Genomic DNA, 23,383 nt, shown 5'->3' with positions numbered 1-23,383 from the left:
CGGAGGAGTGAGACGATGGCTGATAAAAAAAGGGAAGAAGAGAAAGACAAGGAAGAATTCACTGAAATGCCGAATGCAGACCTTCCGGATTTTGAACCCGAACAAGACAAAGAAGAACAGCTGAAGCAGTTCAAAAAAACTGCCAATACCGGGAAAGAAGAATCCGAAAAAGAATAAAACCAGTGGGGTTGAATCCCCACTGGTTTTTATTATGAAACAATCGATTTTACGTAAGCTTCAACTTCATCAGAAGTGCCAAGCGCTAAAATGCGTTCGGTATGGCTCGCCATTTCCGCTTTAGATAATTTGCTGATTTGCGCACGTGCTTTTAAGATCGATGAAGCGCTCATTGAGAATTCATCGAGTCCGAGGCCGAGCAGGATTGGGATGGCAATTTCATCGCCTGCCATTTCTCCGCACATGCCGGTCCATTTTCCTTCCCGGTGCGACGCATCAATGACCATTTTCACCAGCCGCAAGATCGCCGGATTGAACGGTTGATACAAATAAGATACTTGTTCATTCATCCGGTCTGCAGCCATCGTGTATTGGATCAAGTCATTGGTGCCGATCGAGAAGAAGTCCACTTCTTTCGCAAACACATCGGCCATAACTGCCGTGGATGGAATTTCCACCATGATGCCCACTTCGATGCTGTCGCTCACTTCGATGCCTTCTTCAAGCAATTTCGCTTTTTCTTCCAGCAGCAATGCCTTCGCTTCGCGGAACTCTTCCAACGTCGCAATCATCGGGAACATGATCTTCAAGTTGCCGTGGACACTTGCGCGAAGCAAAGCGCGGAGCTGGGTCTGGAACATGTCCGGCATTTCCAGGCATAAACGGATCGCTCTGAGGCCAAGGAAAGGGTTGAGTTCTTTTGGCAAATCCAAATAGGAAAGCTCTTTATCGCCGCCGATATCCAACGTACGGACCACGGTCGGTTTGCCATCCATTGCTTTTAATACAGCAGCATATGCTTCGTACTGCTGCTCTTCTGTCGGGAATTCATCCCGCCCCATATAAAGAAACTCGGTCCGGTAAAGGCCGATCGCTTCGCCGCCGTTTTCAAGAACCCCGGTTGTATCTTTAGGCGTTCCGATGTTGGCGCCGATTTCAACGGCTTGGCCGTCTGCAGTTACCGTGGCTTCATTTTTCAATTTTGCCCATTCGGCTTTTTGTTCTTCGTATTGGGCTTTTTTCGCTTGATATTCGGCAATCGTTGCTTCGTCCGGATCGATCAGGACTTGGCCATCCAAGCCGTCGACAATAACCGAAACGCCGTTTTGAATCGTCCCCATCAATGATTTCGCACCGACGACAGCGGGAATTTCAAGTGTTCTCGCAAGAATCGCTGAATGCGACGTACGTCCGCCGATTTCTGTCACAAAGCCTTGCACGAATTGCGGATTGAGTTGAACCGTATCAGAAGGCGTCAAATCCTCCGCAATGATGATCACTTCTTCCGAAATCATGCTTGGGTTCTGGATGGAGACGCCGAGAAGGTGGGCAAGGACACGCTTCGTCACATCGCGGATATCCGCAGCCCGTTCCTTCATGTATTCGTTGTCCATCGCTTCGAACATGGCAACGAAACCATCCGCTGTCTCTTTTAAAGCCGACTCGGCATTTTGCTTGTCATTTGTAATTTTTTCTTTGATCGGTCCAATCAGTTCAGGATCGCTGAGTACGAGCAAGTGCGCACCAAAAATTGCAGCTTCTTTGTCGCTTATCTGCTCGCGCGTCCGTTGTTGGATCACTTCAAGTTCGGCTACGGATTTTGCTAAAGCGGCGTCCAGCCGGGAAATTTCTTTTTCCGTATCTTCGACTGTCGTTTTTTCAACATCCAGCTTTGGGTTTTCCAATCTGAATGCTTTCGCAAAAGCGATTCCGTTTGAAGCCGCAATTCCAGAGAGGGAAGTGCTCATTGATCAGCAAGCCCTTCGGATTTCATCACATTTGTAATTTGTTCGATGGCTTCATTTTCATCTTCGCCATCAGCTGCGATTGTAACGGTTGAACCTGAAGAAACGCCTAAAGACATAACGCCTAAGATCGATTTCAAGTTCACTTTCTTGCCTTTATGTTCCAACGTAATGTCCGATTTGAATTTAGCCAACGAGCCGACTAGGGCTGATGCCGGACGTGCGTGGATCCCTGCTTCATCTGTAATTGTGAATTGTTTTTCTACCATGTAAAATTCCTCCTAATGAAATGTGATTGAATTTGCTTGTATCAAAGTCATTCATGAACGATTTTGAAAGGAAAACTAAGTTCATGAATGTTTTTGACTGCTTATGAATGATTATGATTGATTTTGGAAGGGGTTTCAAGTATTATCTACTTAACCTTAAATAAAGAAGGTGCAAACATGCTGACGAATGAACGCCACGAATACATTTTGGGCTTGCTCGACCAAAAACAGACCATCAAAATTCAGGAAATCGTAGATGATACCGGAGCTTCCGAATCAACCATCCGCCGAGATTTGACGGAACTCGAAAACCGCCAGCTTTTAGTGCGGGTATTTGGCGGCGCCGTTTTGCCTGGCCGCAACCTTTCTGAACCGAGCATCTCCGATAAGTCGACACGGAATCTTGAAGAAAAGATCAAACTTGCAAAATATGCGGCATCATTCGTCCAAGAAGGCGACAGCGTCTTCCTGGATGCCGGCACCACGACATTCCAAATGATTCCTTTTCTAAAAGACAAAGATGTGGTCGTTGTCACCAACGGCTTAACCTTGGTGGATGCTTTGAATGAACATGGCATTACGACGTATCTGACGGGAGGGTTGATGAAATCCCGTACAGGTGCCATGGTTGGCTCCCAAACCATTCAAGCATTGATGAATTACCGATTTGACCTTTGTTTTCTGGGCGTCAACGGCTTTCATCCCGACTACGGCTATACGACGCCGGATCCCGAAGAAGCGGCCGTCAAAAGGCTTGCCAGTACCTACGCGCGAAAAACCTTCGTCCTTGCAGACCATACGAAAGCGAATCAAGTCAGTTTCGCTAAAATTATGGACCTGGACGGCGCTGATCTCATTGTAAATGAAATCGATCGGCACATGATGGAACAGCTGGAAAAAAAGACGACAGTAAAGGTGGAGAAACAATGATTTATACATGCACGATTACGCCGTCTGTTGACTACACCACGTATTTACCCTCTTTTGAAAACGGAAAACTGAACCGCACATCAGAGGTATTCTATTATCCCGGAGGCAAAGGCATCAATGTCTCACGCGTCTTAAAGCGACTGGGAGCCCGCAATAAGGCACTCGGGTTCATAGGTGGATTTACAGGCAATTATATAGAAGATTTCCTTCTGCGTGAAGGTGTTGAGACAGATTTTATTGAAACGGCTGAAATCACCCGCATAAATGTCAAGATAAAAGCGGCGGAAGAAACGGAATTGAATGGACCCGGACCCGCGCTTCGTGCAAACGATTTGGCCCAATTGACTGAAAAAATAAACAATATGGAAAAAGGGGATTGGCTGGTTCTTGCAGGAAGCCTTCCTGCGGAAATACCTCTTTCTTATTTCAGCGAAATTGCTGAACGCTGCAGCGAACGGCAGATCCGGTTTGTGTTGGATACATCGGGTCCTGCTTTAAAAGAGCTGGTGAAATTTTCGCCTTTTCTGATAAAGCCAAACATCCATGAGTTGGGCGAACTGTTCGATGCTGCCATTTCCACGAAAGCGGAAGCTTTGCATTATGCTAAGAAATTGGCAGCGGGCGGAGTGGAGAATGTCATTGTTTCACTGGGCGGCGACGGTGCCCTATGGATTAATGAATCATCGGCATTTGAAGCAAAAGCACCGATCGGCAAAGTCGTCAATACAGTCGGATCAGGTGACTCGCTCGTTTCGGGCTTTATCGCTTCGTATTGCGAAACAGAAGACCCGCTTGAAGCGTTTAAATACGGAGTGGCCAGCGGGAGCGCTACCGCTTTCCGATCCGATTTGTGCCGAAAAGAAGATGTTGAAGCGTTGGCGGGGGAAGTTCACGTGAAAGAAATCAAACATGGGGATGTGATCGTATGAGAATTACACAATTATTGACTGAAGAAACCATTATTTTGGATCTCAAAGCCGGCTCGAAACAAGAAGTGCTTTCTGAACTGATCGGCCAGTTGGACCGAGCCGGAAAATTAGCCGATCCGAATCTTTTCCAATCCGACATCCAAGCGCGCGAAGATCAAAGCACGACAGGGATCGGCGACGGCATTGCGATTCCGCATGCGAAATCGAAAGCGGTGAAGTCGCCGGCAATCGCCTTTGGGCGCTCGCTGGATGGCTTGGATTACGAGTCGCTTGACGGGCAGCCTGCACATTTATTCTTCATGATTGCTGCGACAGAAGGCGCAAATGACGATCATTTGGAAGCGCTGTCTCGCCTTGCCACATTTCTGATGGACAGCAAGTTCCGGGATCGAATGCTTGCGGCAACGACAAAGCAAGAAGTGCTTCAAGCCGTAACAGACAAAGAATCGGAAGTGGACGGGACAGGTACTGAAGCTGTGGATGCAGGCAGTACACCCTCAGCTTCAGGCAAGAAAATCCTCGCGGTCACAGCGTGTCCGACCGGCATAGCCCACACGTATATGGCGGCTGAGAAATTGAATGAACGGGCGAAAGAGCGCGGCATCCAATTGAAAGTGGAAACGAACGGCTCAAGCGGCGTCAAGAACCGGTTGACGGATGCGGAAATTGCAGAAGCGGACGCCATCATTGTTGCGGCCGACACGAAAGTGGAAATGGCCCGTTTTGCCGGAAAGCCGGTGATCCAGACAAAAGTCGGAAAAGCGATCTATGAAACAGACGATCTGCTCGACCGTGCAATTGGCGGAGATGCACCGGAATACAAGCACGACCGGACAAAAGAAGACGCAAACGACGGCGATTCTAAAGGCGGCTTTTACAAGCATTTGATGAACGGTGTTTCGAATATGCTGCCCTTTGTGGTCGGCGGCGGGATCCTGATCGCCATATCTTTCTTCTGGGGCATTAATGCATCGGACCCAGCAAGCCCGGATTACAATGAATTTGCGGCCATGCTGAATACGATCGGCGGCGGCAATGCATTCTTCCTGATGGTGCCGGTGCTTGCCGGATTTATTGCGATGAGCATCGCCGAGCGGCCTGGATTTGCGCCTGGGATGATCGGCGGTTTGATTGCCATTACCGTCACAGGTGTGGAAGAAGCAAGCGGCGGTTCCGGATTCCTTGGCGGTTTGATCGCCGGTTTCCTGGCGGGTTATGTAACGCTTCTTGTGAAAAAAGCGTTTTCGGTGTTGCCGGATGCGCTTGAAGGCCTAAAGCCGGTCTTGTTTTTCCCGGTGTTCAGCATCGCCATTACCGGCATCATCATGATGCTTGTGAACCCGCAGCTGACAAAAGTCTATACGGCGATTTCCTCGTTCCTCGAGAGCCTCGGCGGAACAAACTTAGTGCTGGTCGGCTTGCTGCTTGGCGGCATGATGGCGATCGACATGGGCGGCCCTGTCAATAAAGCGGCCTATACATTCGGCATCGCCATGCTCGATGCACAGAACTTCAATTTCATGGCGACGGTCATGGCGGCCGGTATGGTACCGCCGCTTGGCATGGCCATCGCAACCACGCTTTTCAAAAATAAATTCACAAAGCCCGAGCGGGAAGCCGGAAAAACGGCGTACGTCCTCGGTGCTTGCTTTATCACAGAAGGTGTCATTCCTTTCGCGGCAGCGGATCCGGCACGCGTCATTCCGGCATGTGTGGCGGGAGCGGCGACTACTGGTGCGCTCGTGATGCTGTTCGATATCGGATTGCGGGCACCGCACGGCGGCATATTCGTCATGGGGCTGGTTGACGGCGGCATTACGAAAGTATTGTTCTACGCACTCGCCATTATCGGAGGCGCAGTCATTACTGCAATCGTTGCAGGGCTATTGAAGAAAAAAGTGGCGGCAGCCGTTTAATCAAAAACCGGGTGGATCTCAACAGATTCATCCGGTTTTTTGTGCTGGGTAAGAAAAATAGTTAAGCGCTTAACTATTTTTCAACCGGGTATTTTATTGCTATAGAAGCTTTTGGCTCCCCATATACATAGAGGCATCAAGCGGTCCTCAAATTCGCTAAGGGGGCTTCATCATGGAAGAGCAGAATGACAAGCAAATGCTGAAACTCGCGGCCAGCTGGTTTATGAAATGGGTATTGAACAATAAAGCGGTGTCCATTTTGTTCATCCTGCTGCTCGTGCTCCTGATTCTATTCCTATTGCCGAAAGTCAGTTTTGTGTTTCGGCCATTCGTTGCTTTTTTTGACGTCATGGGACTGCCGATCATCATGGCGGGTGTGCTGTATTATTTGTTGAACCCTTTGATCGACTGGATGGAAACGAAAAAGATCCACCGTGCGGGCGGCATCGCACTTGTCTTTCTCATCATCGCAGGATTACTGGCATGGGGGATTGCTACGCTGATTCCGATTCTTAGGGAGCAGACGCTAAGCCTGATTGACAATTGGCAGGACTATTTGAACCGCTTCATCTCCCAAGTGAATGGCGTTTTTCAAAGCGATGTCCTGTCCGAACTTCAAAAGCAGCTGACTGGAGACGAAGACGGCATTACCGATTCCATCAGCGGGCAGACGGAGGATGTTGTGGATACGACGGTCACGGGAATCGGCAGTGTGGTCGGTGTTTTGTCCACAACGGTTCTTGCGGTGATTACGACGCCGTTCATCTTGTTTTATTTGCTGAAAGACGGCCACCATTTGCCGTACTACTTGATGCCGTTTGTGCCATCCAAAATGCGGGTGAAATCGTATGAATTGCTGCGGGAAATGAATCTCCAAATCAGCCAGTATATCCGCGGACAGCTCATTGTCGCTTTTTTCGTCGGCTTGATGTTCTGGATCGGCTTCAGCTTAATCGGCCTGGAGTACGCTTTGATCCTCGGCATCATGGCGGGGGCATTGAACCTGATCCCTTTCCTTGGGTCGTTCATCGCTTTTATTCCCGTCGTCGTTATCGCGATCGTGCTTCATCCGCCGTTTATGCTCGTGAAAATTGCGGCTGTGTTTTTTGTCGAGCAAACTTTGGAAGGCCGGGTCATCCAGCCGCTCATCCTTGGCAATAACTTGAACATTCATCCGATCACGATCATTGCGGTGTTATTGACTGCAGGGAATCTGTTCGGGATTCCGGGCGTCATCCTTGGCATTCCTGCCTATGCAGTCATCAAAGTGGTCTTCATTCATTTGTTCCTGTGGTATAAAGCGTACACCGGCCTTTACGACGATGAATTTAATCCGGCACCGCCGCCGGTCTATTCCAAGAAGAAACAGAAGCGGACATTGAAAATAAAACGCCAATAAAAAATGAAGTCATCGACATGACTTCATTTTTTGGCTTTGGTTGAAGTTGGCGGCGTTTCTTTGCTGTCTTTTTCCCGTTTCCATAAGTAGAAGGAAAAAGCGAAGAAGAAAAGTGCGGTATTAAAGAAAAAGACCAAGTCGTTCAAAGCACCATCGAGGAACACGATATTCACCATGGTCAAAAGGTGCATGATGCCGAGCGTTAAAAGTAAAACGGTTGAAGTTTTCATAGAGCCATCCTTATGTGTCTGTCTTTCTTCTATTGTACCTAAAAGCGGGAAGGGAAGGAATCTAGAATTTTTGCGTTTTAAAGGCAATTCATTCAAACTGAACGTATGAATAATTAAAAAGGTGGAGAGCATATGGCACAATCATTGGCAGGAAAAACGGCATTCATTACAGGTGCGGGCAAAGGGATTGGGCGAGCAGCTGCCTTGGCGCTGGCGAAAGAAGGCGTCCATCTCGGTTTGATTGCACGTACGGAAAGCGATCTGCAAAAAGTGGCGGCAGAAGCGAAAAAAGAAGGCATCCAAGCGGATTATGCTGTGGCGGATGTTTCTTCGCTGGAAGAAGTGGAAACGGCGATTTCGAAATTGACGGAGGCGTTAGGTTCGGCAAACATCCTCATCAACAATGCAGGAATCGGCAAATTCGGCACGGTTCTGGAAACGTCGCCGGAAGACTGGAAGCAAGTCATCGATGTAAATTTGATGGGCATGTTCTATGTGACGCGCACGGTGCTTCCTCAGCTGGTAGAGAAAAACGGAGGAGACGTCATCAATATTTCTTCGATGTCCGGACTGAAAGGCGATCCGGGGTCGAGTGCTTACAGTGCTTCGAAATTCGGGGTGCTCGGCTTTACCCAATCTTTATCCCAGGAAGTGCGCAAACATAACATCCGCGTTTTCGCTTTGACGCCGAGCCGGGTCATTACAGAATTCGCCGGATCGACGGAAACGCCGGAAAACAGCGAAGAAAAATTCATGCAGCCGGAAGACATTGCAGAATATATCGTAGCGCAGCTGAAACTGCATCCGCGTATTTTCATTCCAACCTCCAGTCAATGGGCGACGAACCCGTTTTAAGAGGCGGCGGATAGTATTTCAGCTGGAACCGACAGTAAATCGCCGGCTTTGGACAGTATTTCGAGCCTGACGGACAGTATTTAGACGCGCCAGGCTAGTAAATCTTTAATTTGGGAAAAGGAGCTATCATCGTGGCCAAGTGGAAAAAAGAAATCCTCATCGATGCACCTATTGAACAGGTCTGGCAATTATTCATGGACCGGAACGTCAAAAGAATCATGCCGAAAGTGGAAGAGCATCTGTTGCTGGAAAAAGAAGACGATACGCTAGGCGCCAAACATTCGCAAAGCTATTATGCGGGCAGCCAGCTCGAAAGCTATCTCGTCGAAACGATTGCATTCGATGACACGCCTGAGCGCAAGCATAAAGCGGTAAAATTTGAAATGAGCGGCATGTTTGAAGTGGAGTACCGGTATACGCTCGAAAAAGTAGATGATAACCAGACGAAATTTATATACGAAGGATCAAATAAAGGCACCAATATGACCGGCAAAGCCATGCTGCTAGCAGGATCAAAGAGAAAGCGCGAGGAAACAATCCATGCATTCATGGAACGCGTAAAAACAGAAGCAGCGAAAACTTAATGATCAACTGTCCTGGGAGAAAATTGTAACACTACATGAGCCTAAGCGTAATTTTCTTAGGCTCATGTATTTTTTTGCCCATTTTCAGCAAACCCGCTTTTTCCGTAAAGCGCTTCGGTATAATAAATGAAAGCGAAGGCCAAGTCTGCATGAAGGCGTGATAATTATTGAAAATCTACATAACAGGTTCGGTAGGCAGCGGAAAAACAACATTGGCAAAACATTTGGCGACTGAACTGGGTCTGCACCATTTCGAGACGGATAATTTTGTCTGGAAACGTGCACCGGGCGGTGATATTCGGAACTCAGAAGAGCAAAGGAATGCTCATTTAGCCGAAGCATTGATGTGGCCGGAATGGATCGTTGAAGGGGTCCATATGGATTGGACGGACGCCGCGATCGATCAGGCAGATTGGATAATTTTTTTAGATATCCCATTAAAAGAGCGGAAGAGACGCATTATCAAACGTTTCTTAAAACAAATAGCGGGAGCAGAGAGCGCAAATTATAAACCGACATTCAAGATGCTCCAGAAGATGTTTACCTGGAATCGCTACTTTGAAGAGAAGATGAAGCCCGTATTCGTAAAGAAATTTCATGCTTGTCCTGATAAGACCGTTATTGCTACATCATCGGAAGAAGCTTTAAGGATTTTATTCGAAAAAATAAAGTGCAACTGATGGTTTTTCAGAAATACATGTAGAATATTACATAAGGTTTATAAATAAAACCCAAAAAAGCGCAATCAAGAACTTCAAAAGCAAAAGATTTCTATTTTATTTGAAACCGATATGGCTATATTACGTATAAAGATTATAGAGAATAGAGGGGGAAGTCTTATGAATGAACAGCACGAAACGACTTACAACAGCAAACTCAATCCATTTTTATCCGTGTGGTTGAACACACGGAACACGGTGCGCTATGTCATTGAAGAAAAATCGATGGTCTATGTTTTTCTGCTCATTTTGCTTACGGGAATCACCAGTACTTTTGTCAGCCTGTACCAAGGAACGGATGATATCGGGATTCCTATCGGGATATTAATCGTTGGGAGTGCGATTATTTCGCCGATTGCTGTCGCGATTGGAATCGCCATTATGTCCGGCATCTATTTGCTCGTCGGGAAACTGTTTAAAGGAACAGGGACTTACATCGAATTGTTCAAAGCGGTTGCCACTTCCATGATTCCGCAAATCTGGCTGCTGCCACTGTTCCTCATTTTGATGATTGTTTCACCTGATTTATTTTTCGCGGGCAGCGAATCAGCTTCTAATGGCGCAATTTTCTTTATGGCCATTTTCGCCGTGATTTTAGCGATTGTGACGATTTGGGGCATTGTGATCCAAAGCAAGGCAATTGGGGAAGCGCATCGTTTTTCAAGCTGGAAAGGATTTTTCACCTTGCTCATTCCATCGCTCATCATTGGAATAATTGTAATCGCATTTATGGTTATTATTTTTATGATTCTTATCGGCACCGCTTCACTCTAAGAGACTTCGGTCTCTTTTTTTATTAAATGAATACGGAAGGAGTGCAGGGAATGGATAAACTTGAGAAAGAACAGCAACTCAATCCATTTACAGCCATCTGGCTGCATACTCGCGAGGCGATTCGCTGGGTCCTGGTGACTAAAGCATGGCCTTATTTTTTCTTTTTGCTTTATTTGGCAGGCATTAGCGCCGGATTTATCAGCCTGTCCCAATCCGCCATGCTTGAATTGCCATTGGGGGCAGCACTGTTATTTGCTTTTGTCATGGCTCCAGTTCTGCTTTTAATCGCATCCGCTTTTATGTCGGTCCTTTATTTATGGTTCGGGAAAATAATGAAAGGTTCAGCTGCTTATAAAGACGTTTTTAAAGCGGTGATTGCCGGATTGATTCCGCAGATTTGGCTGCTTCCGCTCATATTGTTTTTCTGGATCATTGCCCCCGAAATTTTCCTGTCGCTAACGCCAAAGGAGGATCCGTTTAATGTCTTTTTGTACGCAGCCTATTTTGTGATTTTGATGGCTACGAGCCTTTGGAGCATCGTAATCCAAAGCAAAGCGATAGCAGAAGCCCACCGGATGGCGACTTGGAAAGGATTTTTGACTTTGCTTGTACCGAGCGCCGTCATGTGGGTGATCATGACTTACGTATTTATTCTGCTCGTTTTTGCGTTAGCCGGTTTTTAACGGAGACTTCGGTCTCTCTTTTTTGCAGAAATTAGTCAATTGTAGATTTCTACATAAGGAAAATAATATAAAAAAACAAAAACGTAATAAAAGAAGGGCTTCAAGAAGATGACAGAAAATAAAGCGATGCGTATGATTAAGGAAATGCATTCCAAGGGGGAATACGATGTTAAGCAGCTACGTTAAAGAAGGAGTCTTTTGCGCAGAAGGGACTATAGAGAAATACGGAAGAAAAGTATTTGTCTATTTAGTCGATGGCATGCTGATTGATTCAGGCCCTGAAATACTTTTAACCGAACTCGAGTCTTTTTTTGAAGAACATGATTTTGATCGAGTGGTTTTTACGCATAACCATGAAGACCACACGGGGAATGCCGCCTTTCTTGCAGCAAACTTTCGCGTGCCGCTCTTGATGTATGAAAAAGGCATCCCGCTTTGCTTGGCAGACGGAAAGTACCCATTATACCGCCAAATGATCTGGGGACAGCGAAAAGCGTTCGAAGCAGCCCCGATTCCAGAAGTGATTCATTCCAACAATCTGGAATGGAAAGTCATCTACACGCCCGGGCACGCCCACGATCACGTGTCTTTGGTTAATGAAGAAACGGGGCGGCTCTTCAGCGGCGATTTGTATGTGTCCCCCCACACGAAAGTGACCATGGCCACTGAATCGGTCAAACAGATAATGGACTCACTTGAGACTTTATTATCTTATCGCTTCACGGACCTTTACTGCAGCCATGCAGGCTATTTTCCAAACGGCAAAGAAGTTCTCCAGAAAAAGCTGGACAAACTCCGTGAGATGAGCGAAAAAATTATCATGCTGGATGCTGAAGGGCTGTCCATGAATGAAATCAATGAAGCCCTTTTTCCGGGGAACTATCCAATCGTTCAATACTCTGAAGGGGAATGGGACACGCTCCATACCATCCGCTCCGTCATTAGCGAGTTAAAACCGCTTGCGCCAAAGGGACAGCACGGCGTATGAAGGCTTTAGCGGAATCAGAGCGTTTAGGCCTTGTGGTGATGAATGAACAGCATATTGAAGGAGCTATGCAATTTTGGGGCGATCCCGAAGTGATGGCAGCGTCTGGCGGAGCCACCGACCGAGAAACGCTGCCGCTTGTGATCAATGCTTACCGGAAGTGCTTTGAAACGACCGGGCTTACGGTGTTTGGGGTCATAGAAAGGCATTCCGGGCAGCTGGTCGGAGCATGCGGATTTAATCCAGGGGAAGATGAGGAGAAGAGCGAATTGATCTATCATTTCGCCGCTGCTTTTTGGGGAAAAGGCTATGCTACGGAAGCTGGGGCACTTGCATTAAGCCTTGCTCGGCAAAAAGCCGGAATTGCCACCGTTTATGCTTCAGCCGATCCTGCTAATGAAAGTTCCAAGCGAGTGCTCGAAAAACTCGGATTTCACTTCATCGATCACCGCTGGTTTGACGATACGCAGCAAGAAGAGCCTTATTATGAATTGCCGATTGAGTGAACGGACCCTTCTTTGTGAAGGGTTTTTTTGTTTCGCCCCAAATTTTGCTATACTGAAACTGACAAAATGTTAAAACAAATCAGCTATTTCGGAACGGGAAGGAAGAGTTGCCTTGGTTTATGTAATCCTGCTCGCAGAAATCCTATTAATTACCGTCTTCATTTATTTCGTCAGCGGCCGTCTGATGGGAGCCAAAGTGAATTTCACGAAACGCGTTCTGTCAGTCACGATCGGTGTGGCGCTTACCACTTTTGTCTACTGGTATTCCTATTTGCGCTATACCGATTTCCTGAACGAAAGCGTCGTGGAAAACGCCGCCAATGTCAGCACCATCATCTGGATCGGCAGTATTTTACTGATTTCGATGCTCCTGTATTTGCTTTTTGAATTATTCGATCCGATCGAATTAGGATCTAGAGGCGAACGGATCACCGGACGCAAGTTCTTCCTGAAACGCATCCAGCATCGTTGGAGACGGCAGAAACGGTTGAGCCAGGTCGTGGAAATTGCCGTTCGCAACGGCATATCACGGGCCTTGAAATACGCAAGACACCGGGAAAATGACCGGGAGCTCGCGATTGCCTTCCGGGATACCCTGGAACAAAGCGGGGGGATTTTCATCAAATTCGGCCAGGTGCTTTCTACACGGACCGAACTTTTCCCGCCGGTGTTCGTTGAAGAGCTCGGAACGCTCCAGCAAAACGTCAAACCGCTCACAACGCTGCAAGTCCAGACGATTCTTCAAAACTCGTTAGGCCATAAAATGGAGGATGTTTTCTCTTCTTTTGATATGGAGCCGCTTGCTGCTGCGTCGATTGGGCAAGTCCATAAAGCGGTTTTAAAGAAAAACCACCAGCCGGTTGTCGTGAAACTGCTGCGGCCGGACATTAAGCGCATTATGCGGGACGACTTGAACATCCTGGTGGAATTCGCCGAATGGGTCACAAGCAAATCCAAATGGGCGGAAAATCTCGGGTTTAAAGAGCTCGCCATTGGATTTGCAGCGGGTTTGCGCGAAGAAGTCAATTTTGATATCGAAGCCCGCAATACGGTGCAAATTTCAAACGCCTTAAAAAATAGCCCTTATCAAGTGAAAATTCCGCACATCTACACCGAATACAGCAACAGCCAACTCATCGTCATGGAACAGGTCATGGGCAAAAACCTAGCGCAAGGGCAGGAACTTTTCGATCGGTTTGACACCGATTCAAAAGAATTTGCACGGACCATCCTTTTTTCCTTCTTTGAACAGATGCTGTTTTCCGGCATTTTTCACGCAGATCCGCATCCCGGAAATATTTTCATTGACGAACGGGATGGATCGCCAATCTTGCTTGATTTCGGGGCAGTAGGGCGCTTAGCGTCTTCTCAGCAGGAAGGGCTGAACCTTTTCATCTTAGGCGTGCAGCAAGGGGATTCCAGCGTGATTTACGATGCGATCACTTTGCTCGTTGAAGACAACAAGCACATCGACCGCCACCGGTTCGAGCAAGCCATCGGACAATTGCTGCTGCGCATTTCGTATGTGGACCGGATTCCGACAACTGAACTCATTCATTCGCTATTTGATGTCGTCAGAGATTTCGGTTTGTCGTTTTATCCGTCAGTCGGCATCGCGCTGCGGTCGTTGATCACGCTCGATGGCACCCTCCATTTAATCGATCCGACTTTTGATATGTTCACGGAAGCGAAGACGTTTGCGAAGAAATACAAAACGTCGTTCCTGAAAAAGCCGTTTACGGAACCGAAAGCGACGAAGGAAAAAGTCGAAAGCGAAATGGCTGTATTAATTCCGGAACTTTTGAAGCTGCCAAAACGCGTAGACCGTTTAGTGGAACGGGTTGAAAGCGGCAAAATTATCTTGCACCATGATGTCTTTTCCGATAAGCAAAACGCCAATTTCGTCGTTCAATTGTTTTCACGGTTTGTGCTCCTGATGACCGGAATCACATTCGGACTGGTGTCGGCGGCGCTGCTCGCCATTGCCCAGTTCATTGAGACGGCTTATGCGGTGTATTTGAATACGGCAGCCTACACAGGCTTGTTCCTATGCGTCATTTTGCTGGTGCGGTTATCCGTGCAGGCCATCCGCGACATGAAACGCAGCAATAGCAGCTAATCCACAAAAACGCCCCTAAACCGGATCAGGTCTAGGGGCGTTTCGTTTAATTGGATTTCCGTTCAGCAATTCGTTTCACTAACGCATCGGATTTGGTGACGTGAACCGGTTGGATGAGATTGCCTTTAATGCTTGGTTTTTCAGCGGCCCGGCTGCGTGACCGAATGGATGTCAGCCGTTTTTCGGCACGTTCTTTAACCGTTTTCTGTTTCAGTGGAGTATTCGCGCTTACCATAGTACATCACTCCTTTTTTTCATCATAAGGCATCAAGGCCATAAGGTCAAAAGAATCGGTCAGGCATTTGCATCCATTGTCGCAACAGCAATCAGCAACTCATAATATTCCTGGTTTCTCGTGACTGTATGGTGCAATGTTTCAAAAAGATACTGGTCGAATAAATCAAACAGGCTCGTATAGCTGCTAATGACAGTGATGGATTCTCTTTCAGCATTTTGGTACGCATAGACGAAATAGCTTTTCTTCATCACATTATCCGGATCCGCTTTATTGCTGATGATCGAAGCATTTGCTTCTCGAGAAGCGGCAATCAGCTCGTTCAATTCAGCAGGGGGGTTATGCGTGTAGACGGTGAAGGAAAAATTCGTATTCAAAGGCGATTTCTTGTAGCCTGCTTGAATTTCTTCCAGAAAATAAGCCAATACATCAGCAAATTGGGCAGATTCAGCGTCCAACAGCGCAATTGTGCGGTCAGTTGCTTCTGAACTCGATAAATAAGCCATTAACTTCGCTTTCGGGGCACTGACTTCAATCGTTTCAATGACCGTCTGAGCAGCTGCATCAACTTCAATTTCTAAATTGAAGAATTTAAACCGCGTAAGCCGCCTAAAAGCTAATGGAATGACCAAAAAGAGCAGCATCCAGACCAGCAGCATAAAAAGCCCTTTAAAAACGATCTGGTTGAAATCAGAGGCAAGAATCGGTTTAATTAAGACATCGAGCCAAGAAGTTCCAGCGATTAAGTCAGAAGAGCTCGTACCAGTTGCTGTCAGCATCAGCAACGAAGCCGGATCGTCCCGGAAAGTAACGATAGCCAATGCGATGGCTGCAACAGCCATCCATAACAAAATGGCCAAGATGCCGATGGTATAAAGATAAGGAATCAGGAAGTTAATCCATTGGAAGAAAGTTCGTTTCTCGTTGGCAGGTGTCACTGGATGCATCACTCAATTCGTATAAGATAGAAAAGGAATACTTAATCCATCATAGCATAATTGCAGGTAATCGAGAGAGCTCATCTAAGAGGAGAGCAAGAATCTCAGCTGCAAAAACGAAAATAAAATTTAAGTTTACATAATATAAATTATCGGAAGTAAAGTTTCACTTAATAAGTATACTTAAGACAGTGAGACAAAATCGTTTTTTTACGTGATTTTTGCAGTTTCAGCATTTTCACTTTAAAATTCGTTTTGCACATTTTAATGGTCAATCAAATTCCATTTATCATTTGCAAATGAATCATTAAACAATCCCGCTGAAAAATTTTATAAACAATCCTCAAGCGTCGGGTTTGTTAATCGGCATCGGCTGACCATGCGCTTGAGGATTTTATTTCGTTCTTCAGCATAACTTGCTACATGATCAGTAAATTCCACCGGTGCCCATCCAAATCGCAGAATCCCGCTCCATATATGCCGTTTCGTTCTCCAGGCTCGGCAAAAACCTTTCCACCTGCATTTTTTGCTTTTTCGGTCATTTCACGGACTTCCCGCTGTGAATTCATGGATATGGACAATAAAACTTCGCTTCCTTGCTGCGGATCTGCTACGGGGCTTCCTGTAAATGATTGGAATGTCGCTTCCGGAAACAGCATAACCATCACTTGGTGGTCGCCAATCACTAATCCTGCCATATCCTCACTATCAGCAAACCGCTCATTCAGTTTAAATCCAAGCATTTTAAAGAATTCACGCGACTTTTTTAAGTCTTTTACCGGCAGATTGATCCAGAGTTCATGTGCCATTTCGACCGCTCCTTTTTCCAATTTTCATCAACTGCTTTTTCGCCCTTTTTTCCATTTTCCGAGTCTAACCCCCGTAAAAACGGATAATTACTTGCTTTTTTAGCAATTTTACGCTGTATCCATACCCGTTAAACGGTTAAAAAATTTCCAGTAAATGAAGCGGGATTTGCCGCGATTTGCTCCGGCGTACCGATGGCTACGATGTCCCCGCCCGCATCACCTCCTTCCGGCCCCATATCAATGACCCAATCGGATTCTTGGATCATTTCCGTATTGTGCTCGACAATGATCACCGTATGGCCAGCATCGACGAGTTTATTCAACAGCACCAGCAATTGCTTGACGTCATTCGGATGGAGCCCGGACGACGGCTCATCCAGAATATAAAGCGTCGGACCTTTCGCCGGCTTGTTCAGCTCTTTTTAGAGTTTCAAGCGCTGTCCTTCGCCTCCTGACAACGTCGTTAGCGTCTGTTCCCATTGGAGATAGCCGAGCCCTTGGCAATGTTCGCACCGTCCGCCTTCGGTATTAAAAGAGAAATGTTTGGCTGTCAACTGCCGTTCTTTCGTTTCCGGCATACGGGCATATAAATTCCGGAGCATCGTGTAAACATCGGTATAGGTTGCAATCTACCATAAAAGACGGTCGAAAAAACCCCGAACCATGACGGCCGAGGCTTTCGAAAATTATATGCTTGCAACTTCCTGTTACTGTGCGACTTCCATATTAGAAAACGCAGCGTCTTTTTTTGATTTCCGCTTTTCTTCTTTGTATTTCTTGTATCCGGCGATATGATTCAAGTAAAGTTCCAGGTAGTTGATTGCGTTTTCTTCCATCTCGATTGTTTCTTTTTGAATGATTGTCATGTTCATTTCCCCCTTGTAATGGTCAGTCATTGACTAGAATGAATACTGAATTTCCGTGGCTGAGGCTAAAATGGACAAATTTATGAAACAAAAATCCGGAAACCCTAATGAGAAGATCAACTTGCCGCTTGCCCGTTCAATTGCTTGAGGGCTTGAGACAGCCGCTTGGCAAAGTCTTCGGGCGGCTCAGTGGTCGTCAGCTGAATGCAAGTCAGGCCCTGGGCTGCGGTTTGCACTTGCGAAAAATTCGTCGGAAACGGAATTGGGTGGCGCCAAAGCGCGGTGCTGAATGCCGAAAGCTCATCAGGCAGCAAGTAAACGCTTGCTTGGTTGGCCGCTTGCGCATCCTTGCTCAATTTATCAAGCGGAGCGATTTCAAGTGAACAAAGGAGCTGTTCTTTGCCCTGGAGGGTTCGCTTTGTTTGGAATCGGTAACGCCCCGCAAGAAACTCTCCCTCTGTTTCCAGCCATAAGCCGATTTTTTGAACTATTGCTTCTTCGAATGAGATGCACACCATATCGATCCTTCCTTCCTTAAAAACTGGCAAACCTTCTTTTTCGTTCTACTATATAAAACTGAATGGTCTTTTTAAAAATAACCACAAATTCAGAAAACTTAAATTAGTAAAAAAATATAAACATTCGGACTATATCTTTTAGCATATATTTGTCAGATTCCCTCTTTCGTTTTTCTTCTTTTCGTTACCAACAGACTATAATATCCTATATCTTTTGTAAATACTTAATTTTACGGTATTTTTCTATCGTCCTCGTTTTCCTTAAAAATTGTTATTTTTTGATAGCTTTATGAATTATTAGATAATTCAAACTATTTTAAGATATATTTTACCTCTCTTTTTATCGGCTCTTTTTATTAATGTGATCAAAATTTCAGGTTCAATAAATGAGATTCATCGACAGTAAAAAGAGCCATTTTACTGGACCGACTATTTCCCGAAGGCGCGCGCTAAGCAGATGCGGTCAATTATCCACTTTTAAGGATTATGGAAAATAAAAGGAAATCGCTATACTCGGAAAGCAAAAAAAAATTAAAATTTTTTTCGCTTTCGGAGTTTCAGAATCGGGCATTTTACTCTAAAGCGCTCCCTTTTATCGATTTCCAGCCATAAACCGCTTCTTCATATTTTTCTCCTGCGATCGTTCCGGCTTCCGTCGGAGTCTATTGAGCACCGAAGTCTGAATGGTGATGCTCCTTCCTGAAAGAGTTTCTACTATATGAATAAAAGAAAGGGCAGAAAACCTGTCTCTGCCCTTAAAAACGTATGGTTCGCCATCAATTGATCAGTTCCGTCATTTTTTCTTCATTCGCTGCGTAAAACGCTTCAAAATCTTCTTCGTAATCTTTTGCGTTCTTCTTGTCGATATTTCCCGAAAGCGCGAGTTGATTAAACTCTTCCAAAAGCTGATGATAGCCGATCAGTTTCGCGTAAGATTTCTCCGTCAGCACGCCGTCTTTCGCATCGTCCATGATTTCCCGGATGCCGATCGGCAAGTAGAAATCAAATTGATCCTGCACTTTATAGAAGAATTCCATATTTGAAAAATAGACAAAGCCTGGGACCGCTTTGAGATCGTTCGGCAAGCCGTATAGTCCGTCTGCTGCACCATAAGCAATGATTAAATCATCCGCAAGCGCTTCGGCATTTTGGGATTCCGTGTATTCTTCAATCCCGATCTGAAGCGCTTGCTCTACCGATGCATGCTGCAGTACATAATCTTTGATCACCGCTTTCTCCACTTGCCGGTGCTGAGCTACCAGCAGGAAAGCCAGCGAAGCGACTAAGATCACCAAAATTCCGCACGCCCATTTCCATTTATTCATTCCCTGTCCTCTTTTCTCATTTCACGTGAAATGTAAAATTATCCCTTGGTGCTAGCGTACCATTCTTATCAGCTTTTCCACAATGCCCATTCTTCCAATAGAAGAGCCCCTTTCCCCCATAACCGCATCGTCGGGAGCGAATGTGAATCTTTACAGAGTTTGCTATAGGCAGCTTTAGCACCTTCTCCAATAAATTTAGGATTGACAGCCGCCCGCTTTCATTTTATGATTTAAAAGAATCTAATTGAAAATGATTATCATTTTCACGGATGACCGAAAGGGGAAAGAGAATAAGATGAAAAAGTTGATCTTGCCGTTTCTTTTCTTCCTGCTGCTTTTGCTTGCGGCATGCGGAAATACGGAAAACGAAGGAACTGCAGCGGAAGCTGACAAAGACTCGGAAAAAGATACCATTACCTATGAGTCGGAAACAGGCCCTGTTGAAGTGCCAAAAGAACCGCAGCGCATTATCGCATTGACGAATGCACCGAACGTCCTTGCACTCGAAGGCAATATCGTCGGAGTGGATGAATGGACCAATGCCAATCCCCTCTTTACCGATAAGCTGACAGACGCTGAAATTGTGACAGAAGACAACTTGGAAAAAATCCTTGAGTTGGAGCCCGATTTGATCATCGCAGGTTCCCATGTGAAAAACTTGGACAAACTCGGCGAAATCGCACCGACTGTCGCTTTTACATGGGGCAAGCTCGATTACTTGGATCAGCAAGTGGAAATCGGCAAATTATTGAACAAAGAACAAGAAGCAACGGATTGGGTTGCGGACTTCCAAGAACGCGCGGCAGCTGCTGGCGATGAAATCCGTGCGAAAATCGGTGAAGACGCGACCGTATCGGTAATCGAAAGCGGCAATAAAGAATTTTACGTGTTCGGCGACAATTATGCGCGCGGCACCGAAATCCTGTATCAGGCCATGAAATTGAAAATGCCGGCCAAAGTTGAAGAATTGGCGCTTGAAGCAGGCGTGTACATGTTCTCTTCTGAAGTGCTTCCGGAATTCGCCGGAGACTATGTCATCTTCAGCAAAAACCCGGATGTCGACAACTCTTTCGTTGAAACCGATGTCTGGAAAAACATCCCCGCTGTGAAAAACGGCCAAGTGTTTGAAATCAACACGAAAGCTTCCACCTACAGCGATCCGATCACATTAGAAACGCTTTTAACTTTCTTTGAGGAATCATTTTTAGGAAACTAAGCGAAAACGCCCCTGGGTGACAGCACTCGCCACCGAGTGCCACTGTCCCGGGGCGTTTTTCTTTTTGATCGAAAGGCAACGACCTCCCTTCCTCTGCTTTCCCCTCGCCGCATTTATGCTATTATGGCAAAAGCAACTACTAGAGGAGAGGCTGCCATGATCTACTCACAAAAAACTGCGTACAAGCTACAGCGCCGATTGAGCTTGAAATTAAAAATGACGGTTTTGATTGGTGTATTAATCATCGCCATCACAGCAGTCACCGGTGGCTTCCTTAATTACTTTGTCACTGACACCTTAAAAAGCCAGCTGGGTGAACAGGCTTTAGGGTTGGCAGAGAGCATCGCCCTCAACCCGAACATCGCAGAAGCGTTTAAAGAGCCCGATCCGGCGGCTGTGATCCAACCGCTCATTTCCCCTATCCAGCAAGCGACAAAAGCAGAATTTATCGTCGTCGGCAATACTGACGAGATCCGCTACTCGCACCCGATCCCTGAAAAGATCGGTAAAAAGATGGTTGGCGAAGACAACAGACGGGCACTGGCGCTTGGCGAATCATACGTATCGGAAGCCAAGGGGTCGCTTGGAAATTCCCTGCGTGCGAAAGTGCCGATATATGAGGGAAACGAAATCATTGGAGTCGTATCTGTCGGGTTTCTCGCAACGGATGTCCAAACGCTGATCCAGGAATATAAGCAGGAGCTTTGGTTGATGCTTTTACTCATCGCGGCAGCCGGGTTGATAGCGGCTATCGGCATTGCGACCTATATCAAGCGCCTTCTGCACGGCCTTGAACCCGAAGAGATTTCCCACCTGCTGTTCCAGAAGGAAGCGATTCTGCAATCGACGCACGAAGGAATTGTTGCTGTGGACGGCAATGGCCGGATCACTTTGCTCAATCAAAAAGCCCAGCACTTGCTCGTTGGCCAAATCCCTGCAGAAGAACTAATGGGCCGACCGATTTTAGATGTCCTGCCTGACTCGGAACTGCCGGACATTTTAACCACAAAAGAAAGCCGTTTTGACAAAGAGCGCTTGTATGGCAAGACAGCCGTTTATGTCACATCCGTACCGGTTTACTCGGAAGGCGAACTCGCCGGAGCCATCTCCACTTTCCGCAATAAAACCGAAATTGACGAATTGACGAAAGAGCTTTCCCAAGTCAAACAGTATGCACAGGCATTAAGGGCTCAAACCCACGAATTTACCAATAAGCTCTATACCATCTCGGGGCTGATTCACTTGAACAAGAAAGAACAAGTATTGGAGTTTATTCAAATGGAACGACAGACGCAGCAAGAATGGAGCCGCCAATTGATCGATAAAGTGGCTGATCCGTTGATTAGCGGCCTATTGCTCGGCAAATTCCATCAAGCCCGGGAACAGCACATCGACATGATGCTCGAACCGGAAAGCACGTTAAGCGCAGCCATGACGGTTCACCAGAAACAAGCACTGCTTTCTGCCCTTGGCAATCTGCTGGACAATGCATTGGAGGCCGTTAAAGCGATGCCAGCGGAAAATCAGCGCGTTTCGCTGTACTTCACGGATGTCGGACAGGATATTTTAGTTGAAATCGATGATTCCGGACCAGGCTTCGCGGAAGCTGAACTTGACCGGTTATTTGATCGAGGCTATTCTTCAAAAGCAGGCAAAGACCGCGGCTACGGCCTTCACATGGCCAAGCGCTTAGTCGAATCGGCAGGCGGCGAATTGCACGCAGAAGAAAGTGAACTCGGCGGCGCCTGCTTCATTATTTCCTTGCCAAAAGAGGTGAATTTCAAATGACACAAAGGATCCAAGTATTGATTATAGAAGATGATTTCCGCATCGCGGACATCAACCGGGAACTGGTTGAACAAATTGACGGCTTTCAAGTGGCGGCAATTGCCAAAACCGGCAATGAAGCGATCGCATTTTTGGAACAAGCGGACCCGCTGCCCGCACTAGTCTTCTTAGACGTCTACATACCGGACCGCGCCGGTTTGGACCTGTTCCGGGAAATCCGTCATCACTATCCCGCTGTGGACGTGATTATGCTGACAGCCGCAAACGATGCCGGGACCATTCAACAAGCCTTGCGCGGCGGAATTTTTGACTTTCTGGTCAAACCCGTCAATTTTGAGCGGTTTGAACAAAGCCTTCTCCGCTACCGGGAGCAGCTAGCCGTCTTTACCACCCATGAGGAGCTGGGCCAACCCGATATCGACCGCTTGCTCGGCCAAAAACACGTGGATACCCCTGCCGGTACAAGCGATTCGGAATTGCCAAAAGGCATTGACCCGTTAACGTTAAACGATGTCTTTCACGTCTTGCTGGCTGCAGCTGCTCCCGGTGTCAATGCGATGGAAACGGGGAAAGCGGTCGGCGTCAGCCGGTCGACTGCACGCCGCTACCTCGAGCATCTGGTGTCGACAGGAGACGCGAAAGCCCAATTGAATTACGGTGAAATCGGGCGTCCGGAAAGGCGTTATGTCCCGTGGACAAAATGAACAAAACAACCGCAATGCGCATTACTTTCCTTAATTGAATAATCTTATTTTTCGAATCTCTCTGTGCTAAATTTAGAACACTTGCTGCAGAGAGATTTTTTTTCGTAGTTATTGTATGCGTTTTCATTCTCCTCTCTCAGCTGATTTTATTCGTTACGGGAGGA

At 46.6% G+C, this 23,383-nt stretch carries 25 protein-coding genes and 1 pseudogene; 16 read left to right on the top strand and 10 right to left on the bottom strand.

The window, feature by feature from the left end:
* The first annotated feature begins 15 nt into the window (after positions 1 to 15).
* Complete coding sequence (locus tag MTR82_RS10115; protein ID WP_246808904.1) at positions 16 to 177, top strand: hypothetical protein; 162 nt, start codon at positions 16 to 18, stop codon at positions 175 to 177.
* 32 nt (positions 178 to 209) lie between these two features.
* On the opposite strand, the gene ptsP is transcribed toward MTR82_RS10115, so the two are convergent.
* The gene (gene ptsP / locus MTR82_RS10110) at positions 210 to 1,925 is read right to left on the bottom strand and encodes a phosphoenolpyruvate--protein phosphotransferase (RefSeq protein ID WP_246808903.1); all 1,716 of its coding nucleotides are present in this window, start codon (positions 1,923 to 1,925) and stop codon (positions 210 to 212) included.
* Entirely contained in the window at positions 1,922 to 2,191 is a 270-nt protein-coding gene (locus MTR82_RS10105) for a phosphocarrier protein HPr (protein WP_235199168.1), read from the bottom strand. Before MTR82_RS10105 ends, ptsP begins: the two co-directional genes overlap by 4 nt.
* Before the next feature lie 177 nt (positions 2,192 to 2,368).
* On the opposite strand from MTR82_RS10105, the gene MTR82_RS10100 reads away from it, so the two are divergent.
* From MTR82_RS10100 to MTR82_RS10085, 4 genes are all read left to right on the top strand, one after another.
* Positions 2,369 to 3,121, top strand: a complete 753-nt coding sequence (locus MTR82_RS10100) for a DeoR/GlpR family DNA-binding transcription regulator (protein ID WP_246808902.1) — start codon at positions 2,369 to 2,371, stop codon at positions 3,119 to 3,121.
* Positions 3,118 to 4,050 carry a 1-phosphofructokinase gene (pfkB, locus tag MTR82_RS10095; protein ID WP_246808901.1) on the top strand — a complete coding sequence of 311 codons (933 nt, stop codon included), beginning with the start codon at positions 3,118 to 3,120 and terminating at the stop codon, positions 4,048 to 4,050. Before MTR82_RS10100 ends, pfkB begins: the two co-directional genes overlap by 4 nt.
* Entirely contained in the window at positions 4,047 to 5,966 is a 1,920-nt protein-coding gene (locus tag MTR82_RS10090) for a PTS fructose transporter subunit IIABC (RefSeq protein WP_246808900.1), read from the top strand. Before pfkB ends, MTR82_RS10090 begins: the two co-directional genes overlap by 4 nt.
* 172 nt (positions 5,967 to 6,138) lie before the next feature.
* Positions 6,139 to 7,365, top strand: coding sequence for an AI-2E family transporter (locus tag MTR82_RS10085; protein WP_246808899.1), 1,227 nt, complete (start codon positions 6,139 to 6,141; stop codon positions 7,363 to 7,365).
* 23 nt (positions 7,366 to 7,388) lie between these two features.
* On the opposite strand, the gene MTR82_RS10080 is transcribed toward MTR82_RS10085, so the two are convergent.
* Positions 7,389 to 7,595 carry a hypothetical protein gene (locus MTR82_RS10080; protein WP_246808898.1) on the bottom strand — a complete coding sequence of 69 codons (207 nt, stop codon included), beginning with the start codon at positions 7,593 to 7,595 and terminating at the stop codon, positions 7,389 to 7,391.
* A 132-nt stretch (positions 7,596 to 7,727) separates the two neighbouring features.
* Here MTR82_RS10080 and MTR82_RS10075 point away from each other — a divergent pair, with 132 nt between their 5' ends.
* The 8 genes from MTR82_RS10075 (at position 7,728) to MTR82_RS10040 (ending at position 14,820) form a co-directional block, all read left to right on the top strand.
* Positions 7,728 to 8,450 (top strand): 3-ketoacyl-ACP reductase, encoded by a 723-nt coding sequence (locus MTR82_RS10075; RefSeq protein WP_246808897.1) that lies wholly within the window; start codon positions 7,728 to 7,730, stop codon positions 8,448 to 8,450.
* A 131-nt stretch (positions 8,451 to 8,581) separates the two neighbouring features.
* Positions 8,582 to 9,034 (top strand): SRPBCC family protein, encoded by a 453-nt coding sequence (locus tag MTR82_RS10070; protein ID WP_246808896.1) that lies wholly within the window; start codon positions 8,582 to 8,584, stop codon positions 9,032 to 9,034.
* A gap of 167 nt (positions 9,035 to 9,201) precedes the next feature.
* A complete protein-coding gene (locus MTR82_RS10065; protein ID WP_246808895.1) occupies positions 9,202 to 9,714 on the top strand; it encodes an AAA family ATPase in 513 nt (170 codons plus the stop codon).
* 159 nt (positions 9,715 to 9,873) lie between these two features.
* Positions 9,874 to 10,527 carry a Yip1 family protein gene (locus MTR82_RS10060; RefSeq protein ID WP_246808894.1) on the top strand — a complete coding sequence of 218 codons (654 nt, stop codon included), beginning with the start codon at positions 9,874 to 9,876 and terminating at the stop codon, positions 10,525 to 10,527.
* A gap of 50 nt (positions 10,528 to 10,577) precedes the next feature.
* Positions 10,578 to 11,210, top strand: a complete 633-nt coding sequence (locus MTR82_RS10055; RefSeq protein WP_246808893.1) for a YIP1 family protein — start codon at positions 10,578 to 10,580, stop codon at positions 11,208 to 11,210.
* A gap of 166 nt (positions 11,211 to 11,376) precedes the next feature.
* Positions 11,377 to 12,198, top strand: coding sequence for an MBL fold metallo-hydrolase (locus tag MTR82_RS10050; RefSeq protein ID WP_246808892.1), 822 nt, complete (start codon positions 11,377 to 11,379; stop codon positions 12,196 to 12,198).
* Complete coding sequence (locus MTR82_RS10045; RefSeq protein ID WP_246808891.1) at positions 12,195 to 12,701, top strand: GNAT family N-acetyltransferase; 507 nt, start codon at positions 12,195 to 12,197, stop codon at positions 12,699 to 12,701. Before MTR82_RS10050 ends, MTR82_RS10045 begins: the two co-directional genes overlap by 4 nt.
* A gap of 112 nt (positions 12,702 to 12,813) precedes the next feature.
* Positions 12,814 to 14,820, top strand: a complete 2,007-nt coding sequence (locus MTR82_RS10040; RefSeq protein ID WP_246808890.1) for an ABC1 kinase family protein — start codon at positions 12,814 to 12,816, stop codon at positions 14,818 to 14,820.
* Positions 14,821 to 14,866: 46 nt separating this feature from the next.
* Here the strand turns inward: MTR82_RS10040 and MTR82_RS10035 are convergent, their stop codons facing one another.
* The 7 genes and pseudogenes from MTR82_RS10035 to MTR82_RS10005 form a co-directional block, all read right to left on the bottom strand.
* A complete protein-coding gene (locus MTR82_RS10035; RefSeq protein WP_052651675.1) occupies positions 14,867 to 15,055 on the bottom strand; it encodes a hypothetical protein in 189 nt (62 codons plus the stop codon).
* 59 nt (positions 15,056 to 15,114) lie between these two features.
* Positions 15,115 to 16,002, bottom strand: a complete 888-nt coding sequence (locus MTR82_RS10030; protein ID WP_246808889.1) for a hypothetical protein — start codon at positions 16,000 to 16,002, stop codon at positions 15,115 to 15,117.
* Positions 16,003 to 16,412: 410 nt separating this feature from the next.
* Positions 16,413 to 16,802, bottom strand: a complete 390-nt coding sequence (locus tag MTR82_RS10025) for a VOC family protein (RefSeq protein WP_246808888.1) — start codon at positions 16,800 to 16,802, stop codon at positions 16,413 to 16,415.
* Positions 16,803 to 16,930: 128 nt separating this feature from the next.
* A pseudogene (locus MTR82_RS10020) lies at positions 16,931 to 17,431 on the bottom strand (hypothetical protein); the annotation flags it as partial.
* A 78-nt stretch (positions 17,432 to 17,509) separates the two neighbouring features.
* Positions 17,510 to 17,668, bottom strand: a complete 159-nt coding sequence (locus MTR82_RS10015) for a hypothetical protein (RefSeq protein WP_199876603.1) — start codon at positions 17,666 to 17,668, stop codon at positions 17,510 to 17,512.
* A gap of 116 nt (positions 17,669 to 17,784) precedes the next feature.
* Complete coding sequence (locus tag MTR82_RS10010) at positions 17,785 to 18,186, bottom strand: hypothetical protein (RefSeq protein WP_052651679.1); 402 nt, start codon at positions 18,184 to 18,186, stop codon at positions 17,785 to 17,787.
* 776 nt (positions 18,187 to 18,962) lie between these two features.
* Positions 18,963 to 19,511, bottom strand: a complete 549-nt coding sequence (locus MTR82_RS10005; RefSeq protein ID WP_246808887.1) for a hypothetical protein — start codon at positions 19,509 to 19,511, stop codon at positions 18,963 to 18,965.
* A gap of 295 nt (positions 19,512 to 19,806) precedes the next feature.
* Here MTR82_RS10005 and MTR82_RS10000 point away from each other — a divergent pair, with 295 nt between their 5' ends.
* The 3 genes from MTR82_RS10000 (at position 19,807) to MTR82_RS09990 (ending at position 23,219) form a co-directional block, all read left to right on the top strand.
* On the top strand, positions 19,807 to 20,727 hold the full coding sequence (locus MTR82_RS10000; protein WP_246808886.1) for an iron-hydroxamate ABC transporter substrate-binding protein: 921 nt from the start codon (positions 19,807 to 19,809) through the stop codon (positions 20,725 to 20,727).
* Positions 20,728 to 20,883: 156 nt separating this feature from the next.
* Positions 20,884 to 22,515 carry an ATP-binding protein gene (locus tag MTR82_RS09995; protein WP_246808885.1) on the top strand — a complete coding sequence of 544 codons (1,632 nt, stop codon included), beginning with the start codon at positions 20,884 to 20,886 and terminating at the stop codon, positions 22,513 to 22,515.
* Positions 22,512 to 23,219 carry a response regulator gene (locus tag MTR82_RS09990; RefSeq protein WP_246808884.1) on the top strand — a complete coding sequence of 236 codons (708 nt, stop codon included), beginning with the start codon at positions 22,512 to 22,514 and terminating at the stop codon, positions 23,217 to 23,219. Before MTR82_RS09995 ends, MTR82_RS09990 begins: the two co-directional genes overlap by 4 nt.
* Positions 23,220 to 23,383: the final 164 nt, after the last annotated feature.

It is taken from the genome of Planococcus ruber (genome assembly GCF_022819085.1).
GTDB classification, from domain to species: Bacteria; Bacillota; Bacilli; order Bacillales_A; family Planococcaceae; genus Planococcus; species Planococcus ruber.
This window is presented reverse-complemented; position numbering and strand designations above follow the sequence as displayed.

Bases quoted from the DNA above. Each gene is read 5' to 3' on its own strand.
- MTR82_RS10005 (WP_246808887.1), bottom strand. From the start codon at position 19,511: ATGAATAAATGGAAATGGGCGTGCGGAATTTTGGTGATCTTAGTCGCT.
- MTR82_RS10000 (WP_246808886.1), top strand. From the start codon at position 19,807: ATGAAAAAGTTGATCTTGCCGTTTCTTTTCTTCCTGCTGCTTTTGCTT.
- MTR82_RS10010 (WP_052651679.1), bottom strand. From the start codon at position 18,186: ATGGTGTGCATCTCATTCGAAGAAGCAATAGTTCAAAAAATCGGCTTA.
- MTR82_RS10030 (WP_246808889.1), bottom strand. From the start codon at position 16,002: ATGCATCCAGTGACACCTGCCAACGAGAAACGAACTTTCTTCCAATGG.
- MTR82_RS10015 (WP_199876603.1), bottom strand. From the start codon at position 17,668: ATGACAATCATTCAAAAAGAAACAATCGAGATGGAAGAAAACGCAATC.
- MTR82_RS10115 (WP_246808904.1), top strand. From the start codon at position 16: ATGGCTGATAAAAAAAGGGAAGAAGAGAAAGACAAGGAAGAATTCACT.
- MTR82_RS10035 (WP_052651675.1), bottom strand. From the start codon at position 15,055: ATGGTAAGCGCGAATACTCCACTGAAACAGAAAACGGTTAAAGAACGT.
- MTR82_RS10060 (WP_246808894.1), top strand. From the start codon at position 9,874: ATGAATGAACAGCACGAAACGACTTACAACAGCAAACTCAATCCATTT.
- MTR82_RS10045 (WP_246808891.1), top strand. From the start codon at position 12,195: ATGAAGGCTTTAGCGGAATCAGAGCGTTTAGGCCTTGTGGTGATGAAT.
- MTR82_RS10080 (WP_246808898.1), bottom strand. From the start codon at position 7,595: ATGAAAACTTCAACCGTTTTACTTTTAACGCTCGGCATCATGCACCTT.
- MTR82_RS10055 (WP_246808893.1), top strand. From the start codon at position 10,578: ATGGATAAACTTGAGAAAGAACAGCAACTCAATCCATTTACAGCCATC.
- MTR82_RS10075 (WP_246808897.1), top strand. From the start codon at position 7,728: ATGGCACAATCATTGGCAGGAAAAACGGCATTCATTACAGGTGCGGGC.
- MTR82_RS10100 (WP_246808902.1), top strand. From the start codon at position 2,369: ATGCTGACGAATGAACGCCACGAATACATTTTGGGCTTGCTCGACCAA.
- MTR82_RS09995 (WP_246808885.1), top strand. From the start codon at position 20,884: ATGATCTACTCACAAAAAACTGCGTACAAGCTACAGCGCCGATTGAGC.
- MTR82_RS10105 (WP_235199168.1), bottom strand. From the start codon at position 2,191: ATGGTAGAAAAACAATTCACAATTACAGATGAAGCAGGGATCCACGCA.
- pfkB (WP_246808901.1), top strand. From the start codon at position 3,118: ATGATTTATACATGCACGATTACGCCGTCTGTTGACTACACCACGTAT.
- MTR82_RS10085 (WP_246808899.1), top strand. From the start codon at position 6,139: ATGGAAGAGCAGAATGACAAGCAAATGCTGAAACTCGCGGCCAGCTGG.
- MTR82_RS10050 (WP_246808892.1), top strand. From the start codon at position 11,377: ATGTTAAGCAGCTACGTTAAAGAAGGAGTCTTTTGCGCAGAAGGGACT.
- MTR82_RS10025 (WP_246808888.1), bottom strand. From the start codon at position 16,802: ATGGCACATGAACTCTGGATCAATCTGCCGGTAAAAGACTTAAAAAAG.
- MTR82_RS10090 (WP_246808900.1), top strand. From the start codon at position 4,047: ATGAGAATTACACAATTATTGACTGAAGAAACCATTATTTTGGATCTC.
- ptsP (WP_246808903.1), bottom strand. From the start codon at position 1,925: ATGAGCACTTCCCTCTCTGGAATTGCGGCTTCAAACGGAATCGCTTTT.
- MTR82_RS09990 (WP_246808884.1), top strand. From the start codon at position 22,512: ATGACACAAAGGATCCAAGTATTGATTATAGAAGATGATTTCCGCATC.